Source organism: Streptomyces luteogriseus (assembly GCF_014205055.1).
Taxonomy (GTDB): domain Bacteria; phylum Actinomycetota; class Actinomycetes; order Streptomycetales; family Streptomycetaceae; genus Streptomyces; species Streptomyces luteogriseus.
Genome location: NZ_JACHMS010000001.1, coordinates 5,631,694 through 5,652,995, shown reverse-complemented (window position 1 = coordinate 5,652,995; position 21,302 = coordinate 5,631,694). Strand labels below are relative to the sequence as shown.

The following is a 21,302-nucleotide window of genomic DNA, read 5'->3' as shown; positions in this document are numbered from 1 at the left end:
GATAAGCCGCAGTTCGGGCAGGCGCGCCGGTGACTGACGTCACGTCAGCAGTGCGACCTCCGCAGGGCGTTGTGCACCAGCGTCCCCAGGTTCAGCGGAACCTTCGGGGACTGTCTCCCAGTTGGGCTCCGGCTGTGTCGGCGAGGCCACCGTCTCCGTCTTTCCCGCACGCCTGAAGGCCGAGGTGCCCCAGGCCAGATCGTGGCCGATCGCCACGGCGTCGATGTCCGCCGACGTCCAGCTCTGCCCTTCGCGTACGTCGGTCCGCACCTTCAGCCTGCCCTGCACGATCACGGGCTCGCCGACCGTCAGCGACGCCGCCGTGTTCGTGGCCAGCTGGCGGTTGGCCCACACCGTGAAGAAGTTGGTGTGCCCGTCCGTCCACGTGTTCTTCTCGCGGTCCCAGTAGCGCGCGGTCACCGCCATCCTGAACCTGGCCGACGGGCCGGACGCCATCTCCCGGTACACCGGCTGCGTCGCCACCCTGCCGACCGCGCAGACCATCGTCTCGTTCATCGCGAACCCTCCCTCACCCGGACTGCGGCACCCGCGCCGGGCCGACACGCGTACGGGTCCGTCCCGTACGGCTGTGTCTGCCAGACTGCCGCCGCCGGGCCGGGCCCGCTGAGCGCTGTGGATCACCGGCCGCCTGTGGACAAGGCCGCCACCCGCAGGGGTGATGCCCCGGGGCGGCCGTACCCGTCAGCACCCACCCCGCCGCACCGCCGGTCCACCAGCGCCCCGCCCGGCCGCAGCTCCGTATACGCCCCGTCTCGCCGCCGGTCCATCAGCACCCCGCCTCGCCGCAGCTCCGTCAACGCCCCGTCCCCACCACCCTCCCGTACTGCTCCCGGACCTCCCGGTACCGCAGCAGCTCCGCCGCCACCGGGTCCAGGACCCGGGCCCTGCCGCATCCGGCCGCGGCCTCCCGCAACCGGCGTTCCGCCTCCAGGCCGTAGCGCCTGGCCGGGCCGCGGGCGGCCATCCGGCAGCTCCACTCGATGAGGGGGCCGCCGACGATGCCGATCACCATCAGCAGCACCGGCACCCCGAGGTTCGGCGCCATGACCCCGATGATCTGGCCCAGCAGCCACAGCCCGCCCAGGAACTGCAGGATCGTCATGGACGCCTGGACGAGGACGGCAAGCGGCCACCAGCCCGGCCGAGGCGGCCGCCCCGCCGGCACGCCCGCGCGCGCGGTCAGTTCGTCCAGCGCCTCGGGCAGCCCCTGCGAGCCGCGGACGGCCGCCTCACGCACCGCCTGCGCCCAGGGCGCCGGCAGCCCGGCCGACGCCCGGTCGGCCACCGTCCGTACCGCCTGCTCGACCCGCTGACGGGCCGTCGCCTCCTCCTCGGATTGCGTACGCCCGGGGAGCCGGCCCGTGGTGGGCTCGCCGCGGTCGTGGTACCAGCGCCACAACCGCAGCCAGGGCGTCCCGCAGGCGCGGTTGGCGTTGCGCAGCCACGCACGCTCGGCCGCCTCGCCCGCCGCCGTGGCGCCCACCGCGTCCGCGAGGCGGTCGGAGAACTCCTCCCGGGCCTGTTCGCTGAGCCCGGTCCGCCGCTGAGTGGCGTAGACGGGCCAGAGCCGGGCCGCGGCGACGTCCACGTCGGCCGAGATGCGGCGGTTCGGCGCCCCGCGTTCCGAAACGAACTGGCCGAGGGCCTCACGCAGTTCGCCGACGCCGTCCCCCGTGAGCGCGGACAGCGCGAGCACGGTCGTACCCGGTTCGCCGTACTCGCCGAGGGCGATGCCGTCCTCGTCGAGGAGCCGCCGCAGATCGTCGAGGACCTGCTCGGCTGCCTCCCCGGGCAGCCGGTCGATCTGGTTGAGGACGACGAACATGACCTCGGCGTGAGCCGCCATCGGCCGCAGATAGCGCTCGTGGAGGACGGCGTCCGCGTACTTCTCCGGGTCGACGACCCAGATCACGGCGTCGACGAGCGCCAGGATGCGGTCCACGTGCCGTCGGTGCTGTACGGCCGCGGAGTCGTGGTCGGGCAGGTCGATGAGGACGAGTCCGCGCAGCGGCGATTCGCCGTCGCCGGTCGGCAGCGGCCGGCGGCGCAGCCGGGGCGGGATGCCGAGCCGTTCGATGAGACTGGCGGCCCCGTCGCTCCAGCTGCACGCGATGGGCGCGGCGGTGGTGGGACGGCGTACGCCCGTCTCCGAGATGGTCACCCCGGCGAGCGCGTTGAACAGCTGCGACTTGCCGCTGCCGGTGGCGCCCGCGATGGCGACGACGGTGTGCTGCCCGGAGAGCCTGCGCCGCGCGGACGCCTCGTCGAGCACCCGGCCGGCCTCCGACAGCGTCCGGCTGTCGAGCCGGGTACGGGAGAGCCCCACGAGTTCACGCAGGGCCTCGAGCCGGGAGCGCAGTGACCCGTCGTACACCAGGGGGGTCACCGTCTGCGGGGCGGCGGAGCGGTTGTCCGTCATGGGGAACCGGTCTCCTTCGGCTGTCTCGTTGACCCGGCGCGCGATGAGTCCGTCGTCCCAGGTCTCGGTCGAGGTCGAGGGCGAGGTCGAGGGCAAGGACCGCGGCGAGGTCGAATCGGTGCGCGCGGCCCGCTCTGCCTTACGAGCGTCCGCCCTACGGGCATCCGTGTGACGGCCGTCCGTACTACCGGCGTCCGTCATACGGGCGTCCGACCTGCGCGCGTCGTCGTCCGGCCGATCGGTGTGCTCGGTGTGGTCCTGGTCAGTGACGGCGGTCACCGGTCACCTCTCCTTCTGCAGTACGGACAGCGCGGCGATGAGTTCGGCCTGGGGCTCGGGGTGGATGTCGAGCGCGTCGAGCGGGGCGAGCCGGCGCTCGCGCTCGGCGTGCAGGACGCGGTCCACGTGCTCGGTGAGCAGCCGCCCGGCCCGGTCGCGCAGCCGCAGGGCGCCATGGGCGCCGATCCGCTCGGCGAGCCCTTCTCCGGCCATCCGGCCCCGGCGGCCGCCCAGCAGGGAGGTGGCGACCAGGGCGGCCACCAGTTCGGGGTCCGGTGCGAGGTTGCGGTCGAGTTCACGGACCTCGTCCTCGGCGTGTTCCTCGAGCTCCCGCCGCCACCGCCGTACGGCGAGCCCGATGCGGTGTTCGGCACTGTCCGCGCCGGTCTCGCGTGCGGCGAGTTCCGGGGCGGCGGACGCCGGTTCGCGCCGCCAGGCGTCGTCGATGCGCTCGTCGGCGGCGGTGACGGCACACAGCAGCAGTGCGCTGAGGCTCTCCACGAGCGCGTCGAGCAGTTCGGCGGCGGTGCAGTCCAGGGGGAAGGCGCGCCACCGCTTGAGCGCGTCCCCGGCGAGGACCGCCCCGTTCTGCAACCGGCCCCGCACGCGCGCGTGCTCGTTGTCGTACGCCCCCTCGACGGCGGAGGTGAGCCGTAGCGCTGCGGCGTACTGCGCGGCGGCGGCACCGGCCAGCTCGGGCATGCGGGACTTGAGGGAGTCGAGGACGCCGTACGCCGTACGGGCGAGGACGTGCTGCCGGGCCGCGGGGTCCTGGGCCTGGTGGATCAGCCAGGTGCGCAACTGGGCGACGGCGGAGGCCGGCAGGAGCCCGCCGCCCCAGGCGGACTCGGGCAGTTCGGGCACGGTGAAGCGCGGCACCTCGCCGAGTCCGGCCTTGGTGAGCAGGGCCCCGTACTGCCGCGACACCTCGTTCACGACCTGGTGGGGCACACGGTCGAGCACGGTCACGAGGGTGACGTCGTACTCCTTGGCGGTGCGCAGCATGTGCCAGGGGACGGCGTCGGCGTAGCGGGCGGCCGTGGTGACCATCACCCAGATGTCGGCGGCGCAGATGAGTTCGGCGGCCAGGACGCGGTTGTCGGCGACCAGGGAGTCGATGTCGGGCGCGTCGAGGAGGGCGAGGCCGGGCGGGAGGGTCTCTGCGGTCTCGACGCGCAGCACGCGCGCGGGGTTCTCGCCCGGGAGCAGCAGGTCGTCGGTGGAGTCCTGCTGGGGCACCCACACGCGGGTGAGATCGGGCAGCACTCTCATCCCGCTGAACCAGTGGTGGTCCTCCGGATGGCAGACCAGCACGGGGGTGCGTGTCGTCGGCCGCAGCACGCCCGCCTCGCTGACCCGCCGTCCCACGAGGGAGTTCACGAGCGTCGATTTGCCGGCTCCGGTCGACCCGCCCACGACGGCCAGAAGCGGCGCTTCGGGCTCCCGCAAGCGGGGCACCAAGTAGTCGTCGAGCTGCGCGAGGAGTTCGTCGCGGTTGGCACGCGCGCGTGGGGCCCCCGCCAGGGGCAGCGGGAAGCGTGCGGCGGCGACACGGTCGCGCAGGGCGGAGAGTGCGTCGAGCAGCTGAGGCCGTACGTCCAAGGTCACCACATGTGAAGAATGCCCAATTTTAGGGGAATTCTGAAGCATATGAGCATGTCTGCGCGCCGACGGAACACAAGGGATGGAAGGGACAACTGGGACACGGGCACACTCCAGGCATAACGAGTGCACAACACCCGATGCCTGTGACGCCAAAAGCGGTGCACGATTCGTACCTGCCTGCGATTATCAGGACCGCTTCACCGAACCTCCACATCGAGCCACGGAGGCGAAGCAACAGGGACACGGACGCGGGAGCCCTATCCTTGTCCCCGGCAACGTCACGGATCGGCCCGTACCAGGGCACCACGACAGAGGCCACCACACCCGGCCCCCGTAGCTCAGTGGATAGAGCAGGCGCCTTCTAAGCGCTTGGCCGCAGGTTCGAGTCCTGCCGGGGGCGCAAGTCTCCGCCCTCCCTTTGGGGAGGGCTTTTTGCTGGTCAGGGTGGGTGCGGGGCGGCGCGGCGAAGCCCCGGGCATCCCCTCGATGATCAAGGGCGGGCTCCGGGGCTGTCCGGCTGTCACCGGGTTTTTGCGGGTGGCCGTGTCGAATACGTGTCGAAGTTCTGGGGCCCGGGGGGGTCAGCCGGTGGACGGCTGCTCGGGGAGGTCTCCGGCGGCTTCGAGTCGCCGCTTCAGGTCGGGCAGCTGGCCCTCGACGCATCGGGCGTAGGTCGCCAGGAGCACGGCAACACTGTTTCCGGCCCACTCGGCCACCTGGGCGGGTGGAATCCCGTCGTTCAGCCACTTCGTCAAGCGCGTGTTCCGGTTGTCGTAGACGTGCCGCCCGGTGGGTGATTCGAAGACGTGCGGGGGCAGTACGGCCTTGCGGGCGTTGCGCCACGCTCGACGGATGACGGAACCGGCGAGGATGCCGCCCGACTCTCCCTGGAACATCAGGTCACCCGGCTTGAGCTGTTCTGCCTCGATGTGCTGCCGAAGGATACGGGTCAGGGCGGGATGTCCAGGGACGGTGCGGGTCTCACCCTCCGCACGGCCTTTCAGGTCGCGTTGTTCGTGGATCTCCCCCGTGTCTGTCCACTGCTTGCCGACCTCGGGGGTCGCGGGGTGGAACAGCAGCTCGCACCACTGGTCGGCGGCGTCGGGCTGGGGCAGGGCCACGTCCTCCACGCGCATGACTACGGCTTCCTCGGGCCGTGGACCGCAGTAGTACAGCGTGGCGAAGAAGGCGTGAAGTCGCTCGCCGCCGCGCGGCCGGCGCCGTATCCAGTCGAGGATCGCCGCCGCCTGCTCCGGGTTCAGCAGGGACCGCTTGCCCACGGCGTTCGTGGTCTTTACGGCGGCCGTCGACTCCTTGCCCTTGGGAAGCGGGTTGGCCCGTAGGATGCGCCGCCGGATTGCGTACTTCATGGCGACGTTGAGGATGCGTCGGCTGCGCTTGCGGGACCAAGCCGCCGCCTGCTTGCCGTCCAAGCGCGTGCCGATGGCGCGCAGGACCTGTTCGACCTTCTCCGGGTCCTCCCAGGTCGAGACAAGGCGGGCAAGGAGTTTCGCTCGACCCATCGGGATGGCTACCACGTCTCGGGGTGCGTCGGGGCGCCGGTTCGTGTTGAACGCCCACTCACGCAGAGCGGCGCGCACGGCCGCAGGAGCGAACTGGGTGGGCTTGGCCCGCAGCAGCGCGACGGTGGTCGCCGTCAGAGTCTTAGCCATGTTGACCGAGGCGTAGCGCACCAGGACCCGCACGGTCGCGAGGATGACGCCGAAGGTCAGCCAGTACCAGGCGGGGCGCCGCCACCGCAGGAGACCCGCAGCGGCGACGACCACAACCACAGCGACCATGAACCAGGTCATGATCAGGCCGCCTCGGATGCCGAACCGGTGGCGGCCAGCGAGGTCACCGCGACCGCACGGAAGGCGATGCCGTGCCTCTTCTGGCCGGGGCGCCGTCCGCGAGTGCCGGCTGGAGTAACTGCGGGCGCGGGGGAGCTCCCATCCCGCCTGCCATCGCCCCAGGCAGAGCCGAGCAGACGGGATAGGAGCTGGGCTGGACAGTGGGCTGAGGCAGCGGTGTAAGACCGCGCCTGAGATCTCGGTCCAAGCATGTGCGACTGGTCCGGTTGGGGATCGAAAACCGATTGCGCCGTGGTGAAAGATGAAGGGCGTGGTCACCAAGGAACGCGCCGTGGAACTGGTCGAGGCCCTGCTTTCGAGAGAGCGGCAGGAGTCGCCGTGGATGGCACGGCTGCCCGAGGCAGCTGTCCTCGACGTGAAGGAGCACGCGCTCGGGTGGCTGGTCACCTGGCAGTCGGTTGAGTACATCCGCAGCCGCGATATCAAGAAGATGTTGGTGGGCAGCGGGCCCTATCTGGTGGACCGCCAGGATGGGAGCATCCACCATATTCCTGTCACCACATACGTCGGCGAGAGCTGGGAGGAGCTCTATCTCCAGCTGGTCAGGGGGGCCGACCGCCCGATCCGCTGATCACGGCTGTCCGGGCACTCGTGCACTCTGACGGGACGATGGCCGCGATACGCCACCTACGGAAGCAGGCCCCCCTGTTGGGACCACAGCAGGCGAAGGCCTATGTAATGGCCGTCCGGGACGGAAACGAACCTCCGGAGGAACTGGTCAGCGTCACCCGGAAGCCGGAGAAGTGTCCTCCATTGCCCCTCACGACGCTGGCGGGCCCGGCCTGGTAGCGGTCCGGCAAAGGCGGGGCAGCCTTGTCAAGACCACGCGCGGCGGCTGACATCAGCGGCTGACACCAACAAGCGCGAACAGCATCGGTCGGCGCCGGACCTCAGTGGACGATCGACCGAGGCGCAGCGGCCGTTGGTCGACGTTGACAGAGCCCAGTGATCGACCTGATAAGGATGAGGCCACAGGTTCAAATCCTGTTAACCCCACCGGTTCGAAGACCCTCGGCCCATCGCAGTCGGGGGTCTTCGGCGTACACGACTTCTCGCTCAGTTATTCCTCAAGTCTTCGTTGACGCGCTTGTGACGCTTGCTTCACATGTGGTGAGATGATCATCGCAGCCGGGAAGCGACCAACCCGGCTGGAGGCAACTCACAAAACAGGGGGCGCACTTATGCGCAGCAAAATACGGATTCTCGCCGCTGCCACCGCAGTTGCGGTGCTTGGTATGTCCAATATCGCGCACGCCGATAGCGGGGAGGATGAGATAACTCCCGCTGACGGCGGCGGGATTACCCTGAACGATGGGCGTGTCATCGGTTTCGGTGACGAGGTTACGTTCACCTTCGAAGGGGAGCGCGAGAAGGCGAGTGATGGCAGAAGCGCGAGCGCGTGCCCTGAGGTGAACGACAAGCCGAAGTACAAAGTCAAGGGATCGCCGTACTTCATAGCCAGCAAGCCGCCGAAGTCGACCTGGCTGCTGCCCGGCCAGAGCGTGTCCTGGGCATTGACCGACAGTTATGAATTCACCTGGGACATCGGCGTCAGTGCGGAAGCCGAGGCCGGGATCATCCTGTCGAAGGCCAAGACCTCTGTCGATACCAAGATCAGCAACAAGTGGACATGGTCCGGTACGCAGACCGTCACCGACAAGAACACCACAACGAAGGGGTACCGGGCAGTGCTCGGCCAGCAGGGATGGAAGCTCACGGCCACCAAGACATGGATCGCTCCGCCTTGCAAGGTTAAGGAGAAGACCATCGTCATCAAGGCTCCCAGGAAAGGCGACATTTCGATCGGGCGGAAGAAGTCGTGATGATCAGCAGCAGGCGCGTACGATATCTCTCCATTTGCCTGGGAATCTCCATGCCACTCGCTGTGGGGGCTTGCAGCTCCAGCGAGCCGTCTCCTCCGAAGACCTCGACTTCGAAGACCTCCGCTTCGGACGGGGCAGAAGCGGCGAAGTCAGTGCTGGAGAAGGGCATTATCGAAATGGAGTCACTGAGTGACGGGTCTGGCGTGCTGGAGCGGAACTTCGGGAGCACGATGGCATCCGTGCCTGACGATGTATTGAGCGTGGCATTCGCATTTACTTGCACGGGTGGCGAAAAGGTGAAACTGACGCTCACCACTGCGGGCAAATACGCCGCATCGGACAGCCTTGTATGCGACGGGTCCATTTTTCAACGGAGCATCAACACAGCCGAGTCGGGTCCTGTCGCATTTTCGGCTGTTACCGCTGACGGCACGAGCGGTGGCTATGCCTACGCCTACTACGTCGAGAAAAAGAATCATTCGTAGGATTCCCTGAAGGCTCGCGAGAGCGTATGAGCCCCCGACACGTCCCAAGTCGTGGTCGGGGGGCGCACCCAGGGCGGTTGCCAAGTCTTGGCGGGGTCGAAGGGCGGCCCGTGGAGACGGCGGACATCGCGGTGCCTGCCGCTCACTGTGAGATCGTCTACGAGATCCCGATCGACCGCTGGCCCACAGTCGAGACCGAGCCGGAGTCACTAGAGTGCGCCGCATGACCGACGAGGCCCCGGTCTGCCCCGAGTGCGGCCAGCCCATGACGTCCGGCGGGCTCATGCTCTCCGAACGGGTGGACGACGGTCGGCGGGCGTGCCGCTCCCTGTGGAGGTGTACCGAGCGGCATCTCTGGTGGGGCTGGGCAGACCGGCCCGACGAGCCGCTAGAGGCCTGCCCGGTGCCGAACCTCTTCCGCTGAGATCAAGCGGCGCGAGACGTGTCGAACGCGTGTCGAGTTCACGATCGAACGCCCTGCGGACCGCACAAGTACGCAGGTCAGCAGTGGGGTGTCACTCGTTGCGCCTTCTAAGCGCTTGGCCGCAGGTTCGAGTCCTGCCGGGGGCGCAAGTCTCCGCCTTCCCATTGGGGAGGGCTTTTTACTGATCAGGGTGCATGTCAACCGATGTGACGAAGTCCCGGACGCCCTCTCGATGGTCAAGGGCGGGCTTCGGGGCTGTCCGGCTGGTGCCGGGGATTCGCTGGTGGCCGGGTCGAATACGTGCCGGGCACCCTGACGGGTGTCAGGTACCCGGGGACGCCCCCGTGCCCTTCAGTGGGGTCAGCACATGCAAACGGCAACCTCTCGGGGGCACGAAGATGATCCGCAGTAAGAAGATGTTCGCCGCAGGGCTGGCCACCACCGTTTCGGCGGTGGCCCTGTCCGTCGGCGCCATGGCCGCCCCGGCGTCGGCCGCGGGCTCGGTCGACTGCCGGGGCGCGGTCCACGGTGTCGACACGGACCGGGGCATCGCCAGCTGCACGAACAACAGCGACCGCACCATCCGGTTCCGCGCCGAGGTCGTCTGCGGCCGGGCCCCCGATGTCTCCGGTGACTGGGTGACCCTGAACCCGGGCCAGTACGGTCAGTCCTCCGCCACCTGTGCCTGGTACAGCTCGGGCGTCGGCAGTGTCGGCTGGAGCATCGAGTAGTACCGGGCCGAACGGGGGAAGGGGCGGCGGCCGGATGCTCTCAGGAGTACGGCCGCCGCCCCGTGGGCTGGTCCTCCAGCCGTTGCCGCCTGCTGAATGCGTGTGGCATGGGGCGGGTGGAGTTCGCCATCACTGATCACCTGAAGAATTCGCCTGCGGATAGCACGAGTTGACATCCACGAGTGGCATCGGCGGTGTCGGACGCCGGCACCCCTGCGTGTTCCACGTCCGGCGCAACCACCGCCACCGCACGATGACACAGCCGGGCCACGCATGGACCGAACTCGTAAAGCGGTGCTCGGAAAGCCGTGCCGGTATCGACAGGCCTGAGCACCGAAGTCGGTATTCCTCCTCGCCGCGGGGCAGGACGAGGTCGTGGCACTCACCGACCTGTCTCACCCGCGGTTGCCGGGCGCGTGTCGTGAGGCTCTTGTCGAGCAGCGGTCGGAGGCGGATCGACAGTCACACGGTCCGCATAGCCGCCCACTGGTGGGACGGCCAGAGAGGATCCGGCGCAGGCGTACGAAGCTTTACGTCCGGGAGGCCGCAACGCCATCGCGTATCTGGGTCCGGCGCTCTCGACCACCCGTGCCTGATCCTCGACTCCCAGGTGGCGGCCATGCTCAGAAACATCTGCGCGTGGGACTCGCTCGGTGAGGGCGGATGACCCACCAGCACCTATGTCCGGTACTGCATGCTCCTGGACCGCTGGGCCCACGGTGGAGAGTCGTCGGCTCGGGCGCCGTATCTGCGGTGACGAGATCGAACGCCGGCTGTTCAGGCCCTGATACGCGAAACCGCGCCGTCGACTTCGGCGTCTCCCAGTAGGCCACTCAAGTTTCCGCATTCCGCTGCTGCCGCCTTTACGTCTCACTCCATTTGACATCGACGCCCGGAATGCCGAGGTTCCGCCCTCCCTCAAGGAGGGAAAATTCGAGTCGGTGGCCTGAGACGGCCTTGTGGCCGGTTTACTCCTTGCTCACCTGTTCGACGTCACATGTCATTGGTTCGAACGTGACGCGACCAACGGGGGGTCTCATCGTGCTGCAGGAGAGAACGGGCAACGGCCTATCCGGAGGCGCCGGCCGTATTCGTGTGCTCCTTGCCGAGGACGCTCCGCTGATTCGTCAGGCGTTGACCGCGCTGTTGTCCCAGGAACCCGACCTCGAGGTCGTCGCGGCAGTGGATCACGGTGATCTCATCGTCCCCACCGCCCTGCGCACGCCGCCGGACGTGGCGGTCCTCGACATCGACCTGCCCGGCACGGACGGGATCACCGCCGCGGTGGAGTTGCAGGCACGGTTGCCCTCCTGTCGCACCCTGCTGCTGACCAGCGTGGCGCGGCCGGAACACGTACGCCGCGCGCTGTCGGCCCGGGTCGTCGGGTTCGTCCGCAAGGACGCGCCGACCGCGCGGCTCGCGGAGGACATCAGGCAGGTGGCGCAAGGCCGTCGGGTGGTCGATCCGGAGTTGGCGCTGGCCGCCGCCACCGCGACCGAGAATCCGCTGACGCCGCGTGAGGTGTCGGTGCTGCGGCTCACGGCGCAGGGGGCTTCGACCCGGGACGTGGCGGCGCAGCTGTACATCTCCGTCGGGACCGTACGGAACCATCTGTCCTCCGCCGTGGCGAAGACCCAGGCCCGCAGTCGTGTGGACGCGATCAGGATCGCCACCGAGGCGGGATGGGTCTGACGAACGCGTCGGGCGGTCTCGTTCCTCTCGACTCTCGCCCCTCGCCCCTCGCCCCCTCGATCCTCGCCCCCTCGATCCTCGCCCCTCGCCCCCGCGGTCCTCGCCCCCGCGGTCCTCGCCCCTTCGATCCTCGCCCCCCCGACCCGCGACACCCTGGTCATGACCGCGTCCTTGGTGGCGTAGCTCCGACCGTCCGGCCGCCGGCGGGCGCCGCCTCGGCGTCACCGTCCACCGTCGGGCCGTGTCCGCCGTCGCTCCAGTGCCCCACCAGGTCCCGGTAGAGCTCCGACCGTTCGAGGGCCTCCCCGTGGGTGCCGCTCACCACCCGGTCGCCGTCCAGGACGAGTACCCGGCGGGCGCGCAGGGCCGAACTGATGCGGTGGGCTATGACGAGCAGGGTGCCGGGCCGCCGGGCGAACGCCTCCTCCGCCCGGGCCTCGGCGGCAGGGTCGAGGTGGCAGGTCGCCTCGTCCAGGAGGACCACCGGCGCCGGGGACAGATACGCGCGGACGAGGGCGATCTGCTGGCGCTCGCCCGAGGAGAGCGCGGCCGGGTCGATCACGGCGCCGATCCCGCCGAGCCGTGCCACGAGCGGCCCCGCCCCTACGGCGTCGACCGCCGACCCCACCTCCGCGTCGGACGCGTCGGGCCGCAGATAGCGCAGGTTCTCGGCCAGGACGCCCGAGAAGACGTAGGCCTCCTGTGGCACGAGGACGCGCAGGGCGGAGAGATCGGCGGGGTGCAGGGCGTCGGGTGCCCGGCCGCCGAGGCGGACCAGGCCGGTGCCGGGCTCCAGGGTGCCGCCGATCAGGCCGGCCAGTGTGGACTTGCCGATGCCGCTCGGGCCGACGACCGCCAGATGCCCGCCTTCCGGCAGCGTGAGGTCGAGGTCCTCGAACACCGGGTCGGCCTGGGGGCCGTAGGCGAAAGTGACAGCGGTCAGTTCGATGGCGTAGGGGGGCGGGCCCGTCGTGGGCGGGGAGGCGGGGCCCGGCCTCCCCGCTCCCTGGGGCGCCGGCGGATACGCCTCGTGGATACGCCGCAGCGCGACCACGAGACGGAGTCCGCTGCCGCCGAGTCCCTGGATGAGGGACCTGACCGCCGGTTGCAGTCCGCCCGTCACATACGTCGCCGCTCCCAGCACGGCACCGGCGGACAGCCCTCCCGCACGCAGCCCGGGGGCGGCCACGAGCAGCAGGAGCAGAGGGAGCCAGCCGGCGACGGCCAGGCACAGCACGCGGGCCGGCATCAGGGCGGCGAGGCGGCGGGCGGCGGCCGCCTGGGTGTCGACGTGGGTCACGAGGTCCGCTCGTACGCCGTCCTCCGCGCCGCAGGCCACGATGTCCCGGCCGGCCGCGCTCGCGGCGCCGGCGGCCTCCGCGACGCGTTCGTCCGCGACGATGGCGTCGCGCTGGGCGCCGGCCATCCGGCGCAGCAGGACCAGGAACAGCCCGAGTCCCGCGAGCAGCGGCGGCAGGACGAGCAGCAGGATCAGCGGCGCGAGGAAGACCATGCCGAGCAGCGCCCCGCCCACGGTGAGGAGGAACCCGCGGACGACCATCAGCACGCCCGCGTAGGCCTCGCGCACCATCTCCACCTGGAGCGTCAGCCGGGACACGCCCGAGGCGTCGACGGGCCGGCCCGCCACGGCCTGCCGCAGGGAGCCCTCGGCCACCGTGCGCACGAGGTCGTCCCGGAAGGGCTCTACGACCGCCGCGAGCAGCGGGTAGGCCTGCCGGGTCGCCCATGCTCCGGCGAACACGCCGAGGCCCAGCAGGGCCAGCCAGGCCAGCCCGGTGAGCGGCCGGCCGACGGTGAACCCGCGATCGACCGCTCGAGCCACGAGCTGGCCGGCGAGCAGGGCGGGGACGGCCTCGACCAGGGACCACAGGATCAGTGCGAGCAGACGCCCGGGGCGTGCCCGGAGCGGGGCGACGAGCAGAGGGAGCATCCGGGGTCCGGAACTCCGGGGTCCGGAACTCACGGCAGCTCCTTCTCGAAGGCCTCATCCTGCGGGCCCGCCGCCCCGTCACGGAAGGCCCCTCCGCGGAACGCACCGTCACGAAACACCCCCTCACCGAGCGCGCCGTCACGAAACGCCCCCTCGCTGAACGCCCCCTCACCGAGCGCCCCCTCACGATCCGACCCCCGACCGAGCGCCCCCTCACCATCCGCCTCCCGACCGAGCACCCCCTCACCATCCGCCCCCTCGCCGAGACCCCCCTCGCTCCGGAACACCTGCCGGTACTCCGGTTCGCTGCGCCACAGTTCGTGGTGGGGGCCGACGCGGCGCACTCGTCCGCCGTCGAGCCAGACGACACCGTCCGCGCGGGCGGCGGTGGCCGCGCGGTGGGCGACGATGATCCGGGTCCGGTCGCGCAGGGTGCCGGTGAGGACCTGGCTGATGCGGTGCTCGGTGACCGTGTCCAGACTGGACGTGGCGTCGTCGAGGATCAGCAGCCGTCCGGAGTGCGCGAACGCCCGGGCCAGGCCGATGCGCTGGACCTCTCCGCCGGACAGGGACGCCTCGGCGAGCGGCGTCCGGTACTCGGCGGGGAGCCGGCGGACGAACGCGTCGACGTCGGCGGCGCGTGCCGCCCGCACGATGCGCTCGGCCGGTACGTGCACGGCCGCCCGGCCGGTGCCGCGTGCGACCGCGTCCCCCAGCGTCTCGCCGAAGAGCACCGGCCGTTCGAAGGCGTAGCCGACGGCGGAGCGAAGATCGTGGTGGGTCAGCCGCCGCAGGGGCGTGCCGTCGAGGGCGACATCCCCGGCGTCCGGGTCCGCCAGCCGCCCTGCGACGGCGGCCAGCAGCGACTTCCCGCTGCCTGACGCCCCCACGAGCGCCATACAGGCGCCGCCGGGAACCGTCAGATCGACGCCGTCGAGGACACGTTCGCCCCCGGCGGCGACCCGGACGTCCCGCAGTTCGAGGCGGCCCGGCCCCGGGGCCAGCCGGCGGTCCCCGTATTCCAGGACGGGCTGTGCCAGGACCCCGCGGACCCGCTCGGCCCCCGCTCGTGCCCTGGCCAGCCGGCCCAGGAGCATGGTCGTCATCCCGAGGCCGCTGCCGATAGCGACGTACTGGGCGGCGGCCAGCATCTCGCCCACGGTGATGCGGCCGGCGGCAAGAGCGAATCCCGCCACGGACAGCACCGCGATCTCCAGGAGCGGGGTGAGCAGGGCGGTCCGGCCCACGGCCTGCGTCTGTGCCTGCCACATGCCGTGTCCCAGGCGGTTGAGCTCGGGCAGTTCGCGCAGCACCCGTCGGAGCTCGGCGTCGGCCGTGCCCGCGGCGGCGATGGTACGGCGTCCTGAGAGGGCCTCCAGCAGCGCGGACGCGAGGCGCCCCTGGGTCTCCTGATAGCGGGTGGACACGTCGGAGATGCGGCGGGTGAACGCGCGCAGCAGGAGGACGACGGCCGGGAGGCCCAGCAGGAAGGTCCCGGCGAGCCAGGGGTCGATGAGCCACAGGGCGACGACACTGCCCGCGGCCGGCACGACGGACACTGCCGCACGGACCAGTACGGCCGCGACACCCCCGGCCTCGGCGGCGGACCCGACCAGGCGGCTCACCAGGTCACCGGCGCCGGTGCGCGGTGTGCCCGGGCCGGTCCACGAGACCAGGGTCCCGAGCATCGAGCGCCGCAGCAGTGCGGTGCCGCGGGCCGCGCTCGCCCCGGCGGCGAGCTCGAAGAGGGCGTCCGCGGCGGCCATGGCGACGACGATCACCAGACAGCCGGTCACCCAACCGCTCACGCCGGTACCGCCGTCGAGTGCCGAGTCCAGGGCCTTGCCGAGGAAGGCGGGGAACAGGATCTGGGCCGCGGTCGAGAAGAGGGCCGTGATGACCAGTACTGCTGTCCAGGCGCCGCCCTCCCGCGTGGTACACAGAAGTATCCGGTCCGCCGCGCGGCCCGGGAGCCGGGCCACGCTCTCCAGCGGCTGACGCACGGTCAATGGACTGCTCCCTGTACGAGGTCCGAACGGGCGGCCCGGAGGAATGACGGACCGGCCGGCGGGTGATTGCCCCACCCGCCGACCGGGTCCGTTCACGGCGTGGATGCCGTGTCAGGCGACTTCAGCCCGCCGTTGTGCGCAGGCCTGGTTCGCTGGGCTCAGCAGAACACCCAGCTGGCGTCGGAGCAGTGCTGGCTCTGGCCGCTGCCGAGCACCGTCTCCTCGGTCGACTCGGTCGGCAGGTCCATCTCCTGGAGTTCGAGCAGAGACATGCTGTGTCCTCTCGTCGATGTTCATCGATGTTCGTCGATGTGTACGGTGATGATGTCGCTGTGCACTGGCCCTGCGGTGGGCCGGTTCACCGGCCCGGAGCGGGTCAGCAGAACACCCAGCTGGCGTCCGAGCAGTGCTGGCTCTGGCCGCTGCCGAGCACCGTCTCCTCGGTCGACTCGGTCGGCAGGTCCATCTCCTGAAGTTCGAGCAGAGACATGGGAATCACCTCCTTCGGGCGCGGATGCGCGTGCCCGCGGCGCGGGCGCCCGCCGTGGTCGGCGGACAAGTTCGTGGGGTACGGGTGGCTCAGCGGCCCAGGAAGGGCAGGTGGGCCGGCTCGCTGTGCAGGGCGGATCCGAGTGCCAGCAGAACACCCGCGGACCCGGTCGCCAGGTCCATCGAGAGCCTCAGCAACTGTTCGCCCGGGAAGGCCAGATGCCCCTGGTACTCCAGGGCGTGCCAGGACAGGGCGTCGATCTGTGCGGCGACGAGCGGGTCCTTCGCCGGCGTTCGCTCGGGCGAGACGGCCGCGAGGTGGCTGATGATGCCGGCCCGTCCGTTGAACAGCCCGGACTGGACGTAGAACTGAGAGCTCGACGAGATCAGTGCGCCGGCCGCCGCGGCCTGGAGGCGGTCGTCGTCCCGGTACCTGCGGAGCAGGCCGAGGACCACGGCCACACCGGCGCTGCCCTCGGCGAGGTAGGGCAGTGAGCGCCAGCCCTCGTTGACGTGCAGGGCTCCGTCGTCCCGGGTGACGCAGCGGCGCAGGTCCTGGCGCAGGGCCGTCTCCGCGAGGTCGAGGAAGACTTCGTCGCCGGTGGCCTCGTAGCAGCGGATGAAGAGCAGGGCGGGGCCGGACGAACCGTGCAGGAGCCCTGCCCGGGGGTGTGGGCCGCCGCTCAGTTCGGGTACGTCGGTCTCGGAGCCGAGCCGCCGCGCGACGGTGCCGGCCACGTCGAGGGCCGCGACGCGCAGGACGCTGTCGCCGGTCGTGTCCGCGAAGTGCAGCAGGTTGAGGCCGACTCCCGCGAGGCCGCTGTACAGGTCCGTTCCGAGGCGCTGCCACTGCTCGCCGGTGCAGCGGTCGAGGATCTGGCGGGCGGCGTCATGGTGCCCCAGGTGGCCGAGGGTGTACGCCACGCCGTGCAGCCCGTCGTAGAAGCCGAGCCGGGCTCGCTGTTCCCGGCGCGACGCCCGCTCCAGCAGCCACTGCTCGTACGGCGGGTAGCGGCCCGCGCCCGTGACGTCCAGGGCGTACAGGACGCCCGCCGCGCCGTGGGCGAGGTTGAGCGCGCCGGTGCTGAACTGGGCGATGTCCCCGGGGAACAGCCGGTCGTCGCGGTCGGGCGTCGCGCTGGCGAGGATCGCGCCGGCCAATGAGCCGCGCAGGGCGGGCCAGTCGTGCTGATCGGCCCGGGGGCGGGGCGGCCGGCCGGCCCGCCCCCGGAGTCTGTCCGGGGCGTCCGGGTTCGTGTCGGCCCCGACGATCTCCCGCACCGCCGAGTCCAGGAACTCCCGCGGCACCGGGAACCGGGCGGCGATCTCGTCGGCCAGTTCCGCCGCCTTGTGCAGGTCCAGCCGCAGCAGCGCGGTCAGCGGCAGGAACACCGCGAGCTTGATGCACGCCAGGGCGTAGGTGTCCGCGGCGAAGCCGACGCGGTCGCGGGGCGCGGCGTAGGCGGGATGGCCCAGCATCCGCGCGGCCCCGGAGTCGGCCGGCGCCGCGACCTCGAAGTCGATGAGTCCGACCCGGCCGTCGTCGGCGACCAGGATGTTGTAGGGATGCAGGTCACCGAAGACGATCCCGCGGGCGTGCACCGAGGCGACGGCGTCCTCGACGGCACGGCAGACGCCCATCGCCCATTCCGTGTACTCGGCGATCTCCGCCGGGTCCGATCTCGGCCCGGTCTCGGGGTACTTGAGGCCGAAGAACTTGCTGAGCGGCCGGCCCTCTACGAGTTCCTGGGCGAGGAAGTGGTGGTCTCCGACGGTGAAGTAGCCGAGGACCGCGGGAACCGCGTCGACGCCGGCGAGCCGTTCGAGGACGTCCCGCTCCCACTGGAGCCGGCTGACCGCGTCTCTCCCGTCGGCTGTCAGTCCCGCGTACGGGCGGGCCTCCTTGAGGATGACGTCCTTGCCGGTGCGGGTGTCCTCGGCGATGTACACGCCCCCGCCGTTGGAGAAGTGCACCGGGCGGCGGACCGTGTAGGGGAGGCCGGCCAGGGACTCGGCGCGGCGCGCCTCGGCGTGCGGCTGGAGGAACTCCGGAAGCGTCACCCACTCGGGGACGTGGAATCCGGGCAGGCGGCGATCGGGGACGAGCGTGCCGTCGGGCCGCTCGATGGCGGGTTCCAGCACTCCCTTCTCCGAGACGACGTGCCGCTCGACGAAACCGCCGTAGCGCACGTACAACGGCCCCTGGTTCCAGCGCAGATCGCTGAGGATGTAGGGCCCGGGCTCGCCGCCGACCAGGGCGTCGACGCCGTCGAGCACCTCGCGCAGTTCCTGTTCGTCCGCCGGGTAGACGGTGACGAGTTTGCCGCTGGCGCCGCGGGAGGCGTACTTCATGTTCCGCAGTTGCAGGATGTGCTGGCCGCGCAGGAACTTGAAGGGGATTTTCCGCGGGACGCAGAAGTTGTGGATCGCGTCGAGGATCTTCTCGGCGTTGTCCTGGCACCCGGAGGCGTGCACCTTCCAGCCCTGGGCCGGCCGGCGTGTGCCCTCGGGGGTGCAGACCAGCCAGTCGTCCTGGCGGACCTTGCGCCATCCCTCGGGCAGTTCCCGGTCGGTGGCGGCGAAAGCGTACTCCTCGTCCTGCGCTTCTCCCGGTGCGTCGAAGAACGTTCGATCGACCATGCAATACGCGTCGTACCGCATCCCAGCGTCCCCCCGCTTTTCGGCACTCTCTCGTTCGATTCGCTCGAACTGATGGAAAACCTTTCACACGCCGGAAGAAGGGCACCAGTACACAACACATGAGTCGACCCGTGAAAAACACACGGTTCCAGGTATTCAAATCGGCCAAATCCCTTGCCTGACCCGGGATTTGATGCTGCCGGGTTCCTGTTTCGATAGGCTTTCAGCGCTCGCCGCAAGGCAATTTCGCCCGCTCCGAAAGGCACCCGTGTTACGACTCGCATGGCGGACACTCTCGGGCCGCAGAGCAAGCTGGGCGGCCAGTTTCGTGGCGCTCGTGCTCGCGCTCGTCATGACGACGGCCTGTGCCGTGCTGCTGGAGTCGAGCACCCGTGCCGGGTCTCCCGCCGAGCGGTACGCGGGAGCGGACGTGGTCGTGGGCGGGCAGCCGTTCGTGCCGCGGGCCGAGGAACTCCGTACGGCACTGGAGGGGTTGCCGTCCGTCGAGCGGGCCGTGCCCGAACTGTCCTTCCCCACCACGGCGGTGGACGCCTCGGGCAGGATCCTCGAGGCGCCCTGGGACGGACCGTCCCTGGGGCACTCGTGGGAGAGCGCCGTCCTCGGGCCGTTCGCGCTGCGCTCGGGCCGCGCCCCCGCCGGCGACCGGGAGGTGGTGCTGGACAGCGTCCTGGCCGAACGCCTCGGCGCCGGGGTGGGCGGCAGCGTACGGCTGACCGGTCCGGACGGGCTGCGCTCCTACCGGGTCTCCGGCATCGCCGACCCACCCCGGAAGCCCGTGCGCCAGTACGCCGTGTTCCACACCCCGCGTCAGGCGCGGCTGCTCGCGGACTCGGCGCAGCCGGTGCGGGCGTTGGGCGTGCGGGCCGGGGACGCGGCCGATCCCGAGGCGCTCCGGCGGCAGGTGGAGAAGGCCGTCGACGACCTGTACGGGGACGACGCCGGGATGGTCGTGGTCGCCTCCGGTGCCGGACGGGCGGACGCGGAGTTCTGGGACGTGCCGTCGCCCGCGTCGGTGCTCTCCTCGCTGGTCGGGACGTTCGGGGCGCTGTCGCTGTTCGTGGCGGGCTTCGTGGTCTCCGGCACGCTGACGCTGGCGGTCGCCGGGCGGCTCACCGAGATCGGCCTGCTGCGGGCGGTCGCGGCCACCAAGGGGCAGATCCGCCGGATGATCGCGGTGGAGGTCCTGCTGGTGACCGTCGCGGCGGCGCTGCTCGGCGTACCGGGCGGCATCGGAGTGGCGGCCCTGCTGCACCGGATTCTGGTGCGCGGTGAGGTGCTGCCCCCGTCGTTCCCGCTCGCGGTGGGGCCGGTCGCGCCCTGGGCGACGGTCGCACTGGCCGCGGTCGTGGCGCAGCTCGCGGCGTTCGCGGCGGCACGGCGGGCGTCGCGGGTGCGGCCGGTGGAGGTGCTGCGTGAGTCGGCCGCCCCCGCGCCGAGGCTGGGGTGGCGGCGGGTCCTGCTCGGGGTGTGCGTGCTGGCCGGGGCGGGGGCCTGTCTCGGTGCGGTGGCGGCGGGCCGGCTGGACGGCGGTGGCGGTACGGCCGAGAGCATGGTGCTGGTCCTGATGGTCGGGGTGGCGCTGCTGGCGCCGCTGATCTGCCGGGTCGCGGGTGCCGTGCTGCTGGTTCCGGTGCGTCCGCTGCTGCCTCGGGACGGCGCACTGGCGGTCCGCAACCTCCTGCGCCAGAACGCACGGCTGGCCGCCACCGTGACCCCGCTCGTGCTGTCCGTCTCCCTCACCGGCACGCTGCTGTGCGTTCCGCTGGTCACCTCCCAGGGCGAGGAACGGGCGCAGCGGCAGCGACTGGTCGCCGACCATGTGGTGTCCGCGGCCGGGCCGGGCATCGGCACGGGGTACGCGGAGCGGGCCGCCCGGCTGCCCGGGGTGGCGGCGGCCTCGGGGCAGCTGTCCGTGGGCGGCGAGCTGAGCCGTGCGGACTCCGGGGACGGCGATGCGGCGCCCCTCGTCGGCGGCAGCCTGGTCGCGATGCGGGCCGAGGCGGTCCCCCACCTCCTCGACCTGGGCGTCCGCCGGGGCTCGCTCGACCGTCTCGGCGGCACGTCCGTGGCGCTCGGCGACAGTGCGGCCGCCGATCTGGGGGTCACGGTCGGCGACCGCGTGCGGGTCGACTGGGACGACGGCGGCCGGGACACCTACCGCGTCGCGGCCGTCTACTCCCGCGACCGCGGCTTCGCCGACGCGCTGCTGCCCCGCGCCTCGGCGGCCCGGCACGCGGCCGCTCCGCTGGACGACACCGTCCTCGTACGGACCGCGCCCGGAGCCGACCGGGGTGCGGTCGAGCGGGAACTGCGGTCCCTGGCATCGGACTTCCCGGGCGCCCGGGTCGGTGACGGTGACGGTGACGGCGGGGGCGCGTCGGGGTCCGGCGCCGCGGCGGGTCTGTTCGTCCTGCTGCTCCTGACGATGATCAACCTGTTCACCGCCGTCTCCGTCGTCAACACCCTGAGCATGGCGACGGCCGGCCGCCGCCGGGAGTTCGCCCTGCTGCGGCTGGCCGGCGCACAGTCCGCGCAGGTCCTGCGCATGCTGGCCTGGGAGGCCGTGCTGACCTGCGCGGTCGCGCTGCTGCTGGCCGTCGTGGTCTGCGGGTCGGTCCTGGTGCCGCTGAGCATCGCGCTCACCGGCTCGGCCGTCCCGGCCCTGGCCGGCGGACCGTTGACCGCGCTGGCCGCCGGCGCCCCCGTGCTCACGGTCGCGACCGTCTCCCTCGCCGGTCTGCTGGCCCTGCGAAGCTCCGCGGCCACACCCGGGGGCCTGGCAAGGGCCGTCTCATGACCACCCCCGCCGCACGACCGGACCTCACACCCGGCCCCACGA

The 21,302-nt window shown here is 71.2% G+C and carries 16 protein-coding genes and 1 tRNA gene; 8 read left to right on the top strand and 9 right to left on the bottom strand.

Annotated features, from left to right (window positions below):
• Window positions 1-39 precede the first annotated feature (39 nt).
• The 3 genes from BJ965_RS25110 to BJ965_RS25100 all read right to left on the bottom strand — a co-directional run bounded on the left by BJ965_RS25110 (window position 40) and on the right by BJ965_RS25100 (window position 4,330).
• Window positions 40-516, bottom strand: coding sequence for a single-stranded DNA-binding protein (locus BJ965_RS25110; RefSeq protein ID WP_184911000.1), 477 nt, complete (start codon window positions 514-516; stop codon window positions 40-42).
• A 298-nt stretch (window positions 517-814) separates the two neighbouring features.
• Window positions 815-2,440, bottom strand: coding sequence for a GTP-binding protein (locus BJ965_RS25105; protein WP_246546015.1), 1,626 nt, complete (start codon window positions 2,438-2,440; stop codon window positions 815-817).
• 282 nt (window positions 2,441-2,722) lie between these two features.
• The gene (locus BJ965_RS25100) at window positions 2,723-4,330 is read right to left on the bottom strand and encodes a dynamin family protein (RefSeq protein WP_184910988.1); all 1,608 of its coding nucleotides are present in this window, start codon (window positions 4,328-4,330) and stop codon (window positions 2,723-2,725) included.
• Window positions 4,331-4,651: 321 nt separating this feature from the next.
• Here BJ965_RS25100 and BJ965_RS25095 point away from each other — a divergent pair.
• Window positions 4,652-4,724 (top strand) — tRNA-Arg (locus BJ965_RS25095).
• 181 nt (window positions 4,725-4,905) lie between these two features.
• On the opposite strand, the gene BJ965_RS25090 is transcribed toward BJ965_RS25095, so the two are convergent.
• The gene (locus BJ965_RS25090) at window positions 4,906-6,126 is read right to left on the bottom strand and encodes a tyrosine-type recombinase/integrase (RefSeq protein WP_184910986.1); all 1,221 of its coding nucleotides are present in this window, start codon (window positions 6,124-6,126) and stop codon (window positions 4,906-4,908) included.
• 322 nt (window positions 6,127-6,448) lie between these two features.
• On the opposite strand from BJ965_RS25090, the gene BJ965_RS39505 reads away from it, so the two are divergent.
• From BJ965_RS39505 to BJ965_RS25060, 6 genes are all read left to right on the top strand, one after another.
• Window positions 6,449-6,769, top strand: coding sequence for a YrhB domain-containing protein (locus tag BJ965_RS39505; protein WP_313667003.1), 321 nt, complete (start codon window positions 6,449-6,451; stop codon window positions 6,767-6,769).
• A 544-nt stretch (window positions 6,770-7,313) separates the two neighbouring features.
• Window positions 7,314-8,021 (top strand): hypothetical protein, encoded by a 708-nt coding sequence (locus BJ965_RS25080; RefSeq protein ID WP_246546013.1) that lies wholly within the window; start codon window positions 7,314-7,316, stop codon window positions 8,019-8,021.
• Window positions 8,021-8,506: a hypothetical protein gene (locus BJ965_RS25075; protein ID WP_184910985.1), complete on the top strand. Its 486-nt coding sequence runs from the start codon at window positions 8,021-8,023 to the stop codon at window positions 8,504-8,506. Before BJ965_RS25080 ends, BJ965_RS25075 begins: the two co-directional genes overlap by 1 nt.
• 223 nt (window positions 8,507-8,729) lie before the next feature.
• On the top strand, window positions 8,730-8,930 hold the full coding sequence (locus BJ965_RS25070) for a dehydrogenase (RefSeq protein ID WP_184910983.1): 201 nt from the start codon (window positions 8,730-8,732) through the stop codon (window positions 8,928-8,930).
• A 398-nt stretch (window positions 8,931-9,328) separates the two neighbouring features.
• Window positions 9,329-9,661, top strand: a complete 333-nt coding sequence (locus BJ965_RS25065; protein WP_184910981.1) for a hypothetical protein — start codon at window positions 9,329-9,331, stop codon at window positions 9,659-9,661.
• Between the two features lie 1,089 nt (window positions 9,662-10,750).
• Window positions 10,751-11,353, top strand: a complete 603-nt coding sequence (locus BJ965_RS25060) for a response regulator transcription factor (protein WP_184917508.1) — start codon at window positions 10,751-10,753, stop codon at window positions 11,351-11,353.
• 157 nt (window positions 11,354-11,510) lie between these two features.
• Here BJ965_RS25060 and BJ965_RS25055 read toward each other — a convergent pair whose 3' ends face one another.
• The 5 genes from BJ965_RS25055 to lanKC all read right to left on the bottom strand — a co-directional run bounded on the left by BJ965_RS25055 (window position 11,511) and on the right by lanKC (window position 18,463).
• Window positions 11,511-13,337, bottom strand: a complete 1,827-nt coding sequence (locus BJ965_RS25055; RefSeq protein WP_313667002.1) for an ABC transporter ATP-binding protein — start codon at window positions 13,335-13,337, stop codon at window positions 11,511-11,513.
• Window positions 13,334-15,307, bottom strand: a complete 1,974-nt coding sequence (locus tag BJ965_RS25050) for an ABC transporter ATP-binding protein (RefSeq protein WP_313667782.1) — start codon at window positions 15,305-15,307, stop codon at window positions 13,334-13,336. Before BJ965_RS25050 ends, BJ965_RS25055 begins: the two co-directional genes overlap by 4 nt.
• A 164-nt stretch (window positions 15,308-15,471) precedes the next feature.
• A complete protein-coding gene (locus BJ965_RS39500) occupies window positions 15,472-15,585 on the bottom strand; it encodes a SapB/AmfS family lanthipeptide (protein WP_246545994.1) in 114 nt (37 codons plus the stop codon).
• Window positions 15,586-15,689: 104 nt separating this feature from the next.
• Window positions 15,690-15,803, bottom strand: coding sequence for a SapB/AmfS family lanthipeptide (locus tag BJ965_RS39495; protein WP_246545994.1), 114 nt, complete (start codon window positions 15,801-15,803; stop codon window positions 15,690-15,692).
• An 89-nt stretch (window positions 15,804-15,892) separates the two neighbouring features.
• A complete protein-coding gene (gene lanKC, locus BJ965_RS25045) occupies window positions 15,893-18,463 on the bottom strand; it encodes a class III lanthionine synthetase LanKC (RefSeq protein ID WP_184910979.1) in 2,571 nt (856 codons plus the stop codon).
• Window positions 18,464-18,779: 316 nt separating this feature from the next.
• On the opposite strand from lanKC, the gene BJ965_RS25040 reads away from it, so the two are divergent.
• Window positions 18,780-21,260 (top strand): ABC transporter permease, encoded by a 2,481-nt coding sequence (locus tag BJ965_RS25040; protein WP_184910977.1) that lies wholly within the window; start codon window positions 18,780-18,782, stop codon window positions 21,258-21,260.
• Window positions 21,261-21,302: the final 42 nt, after the last annotated feature.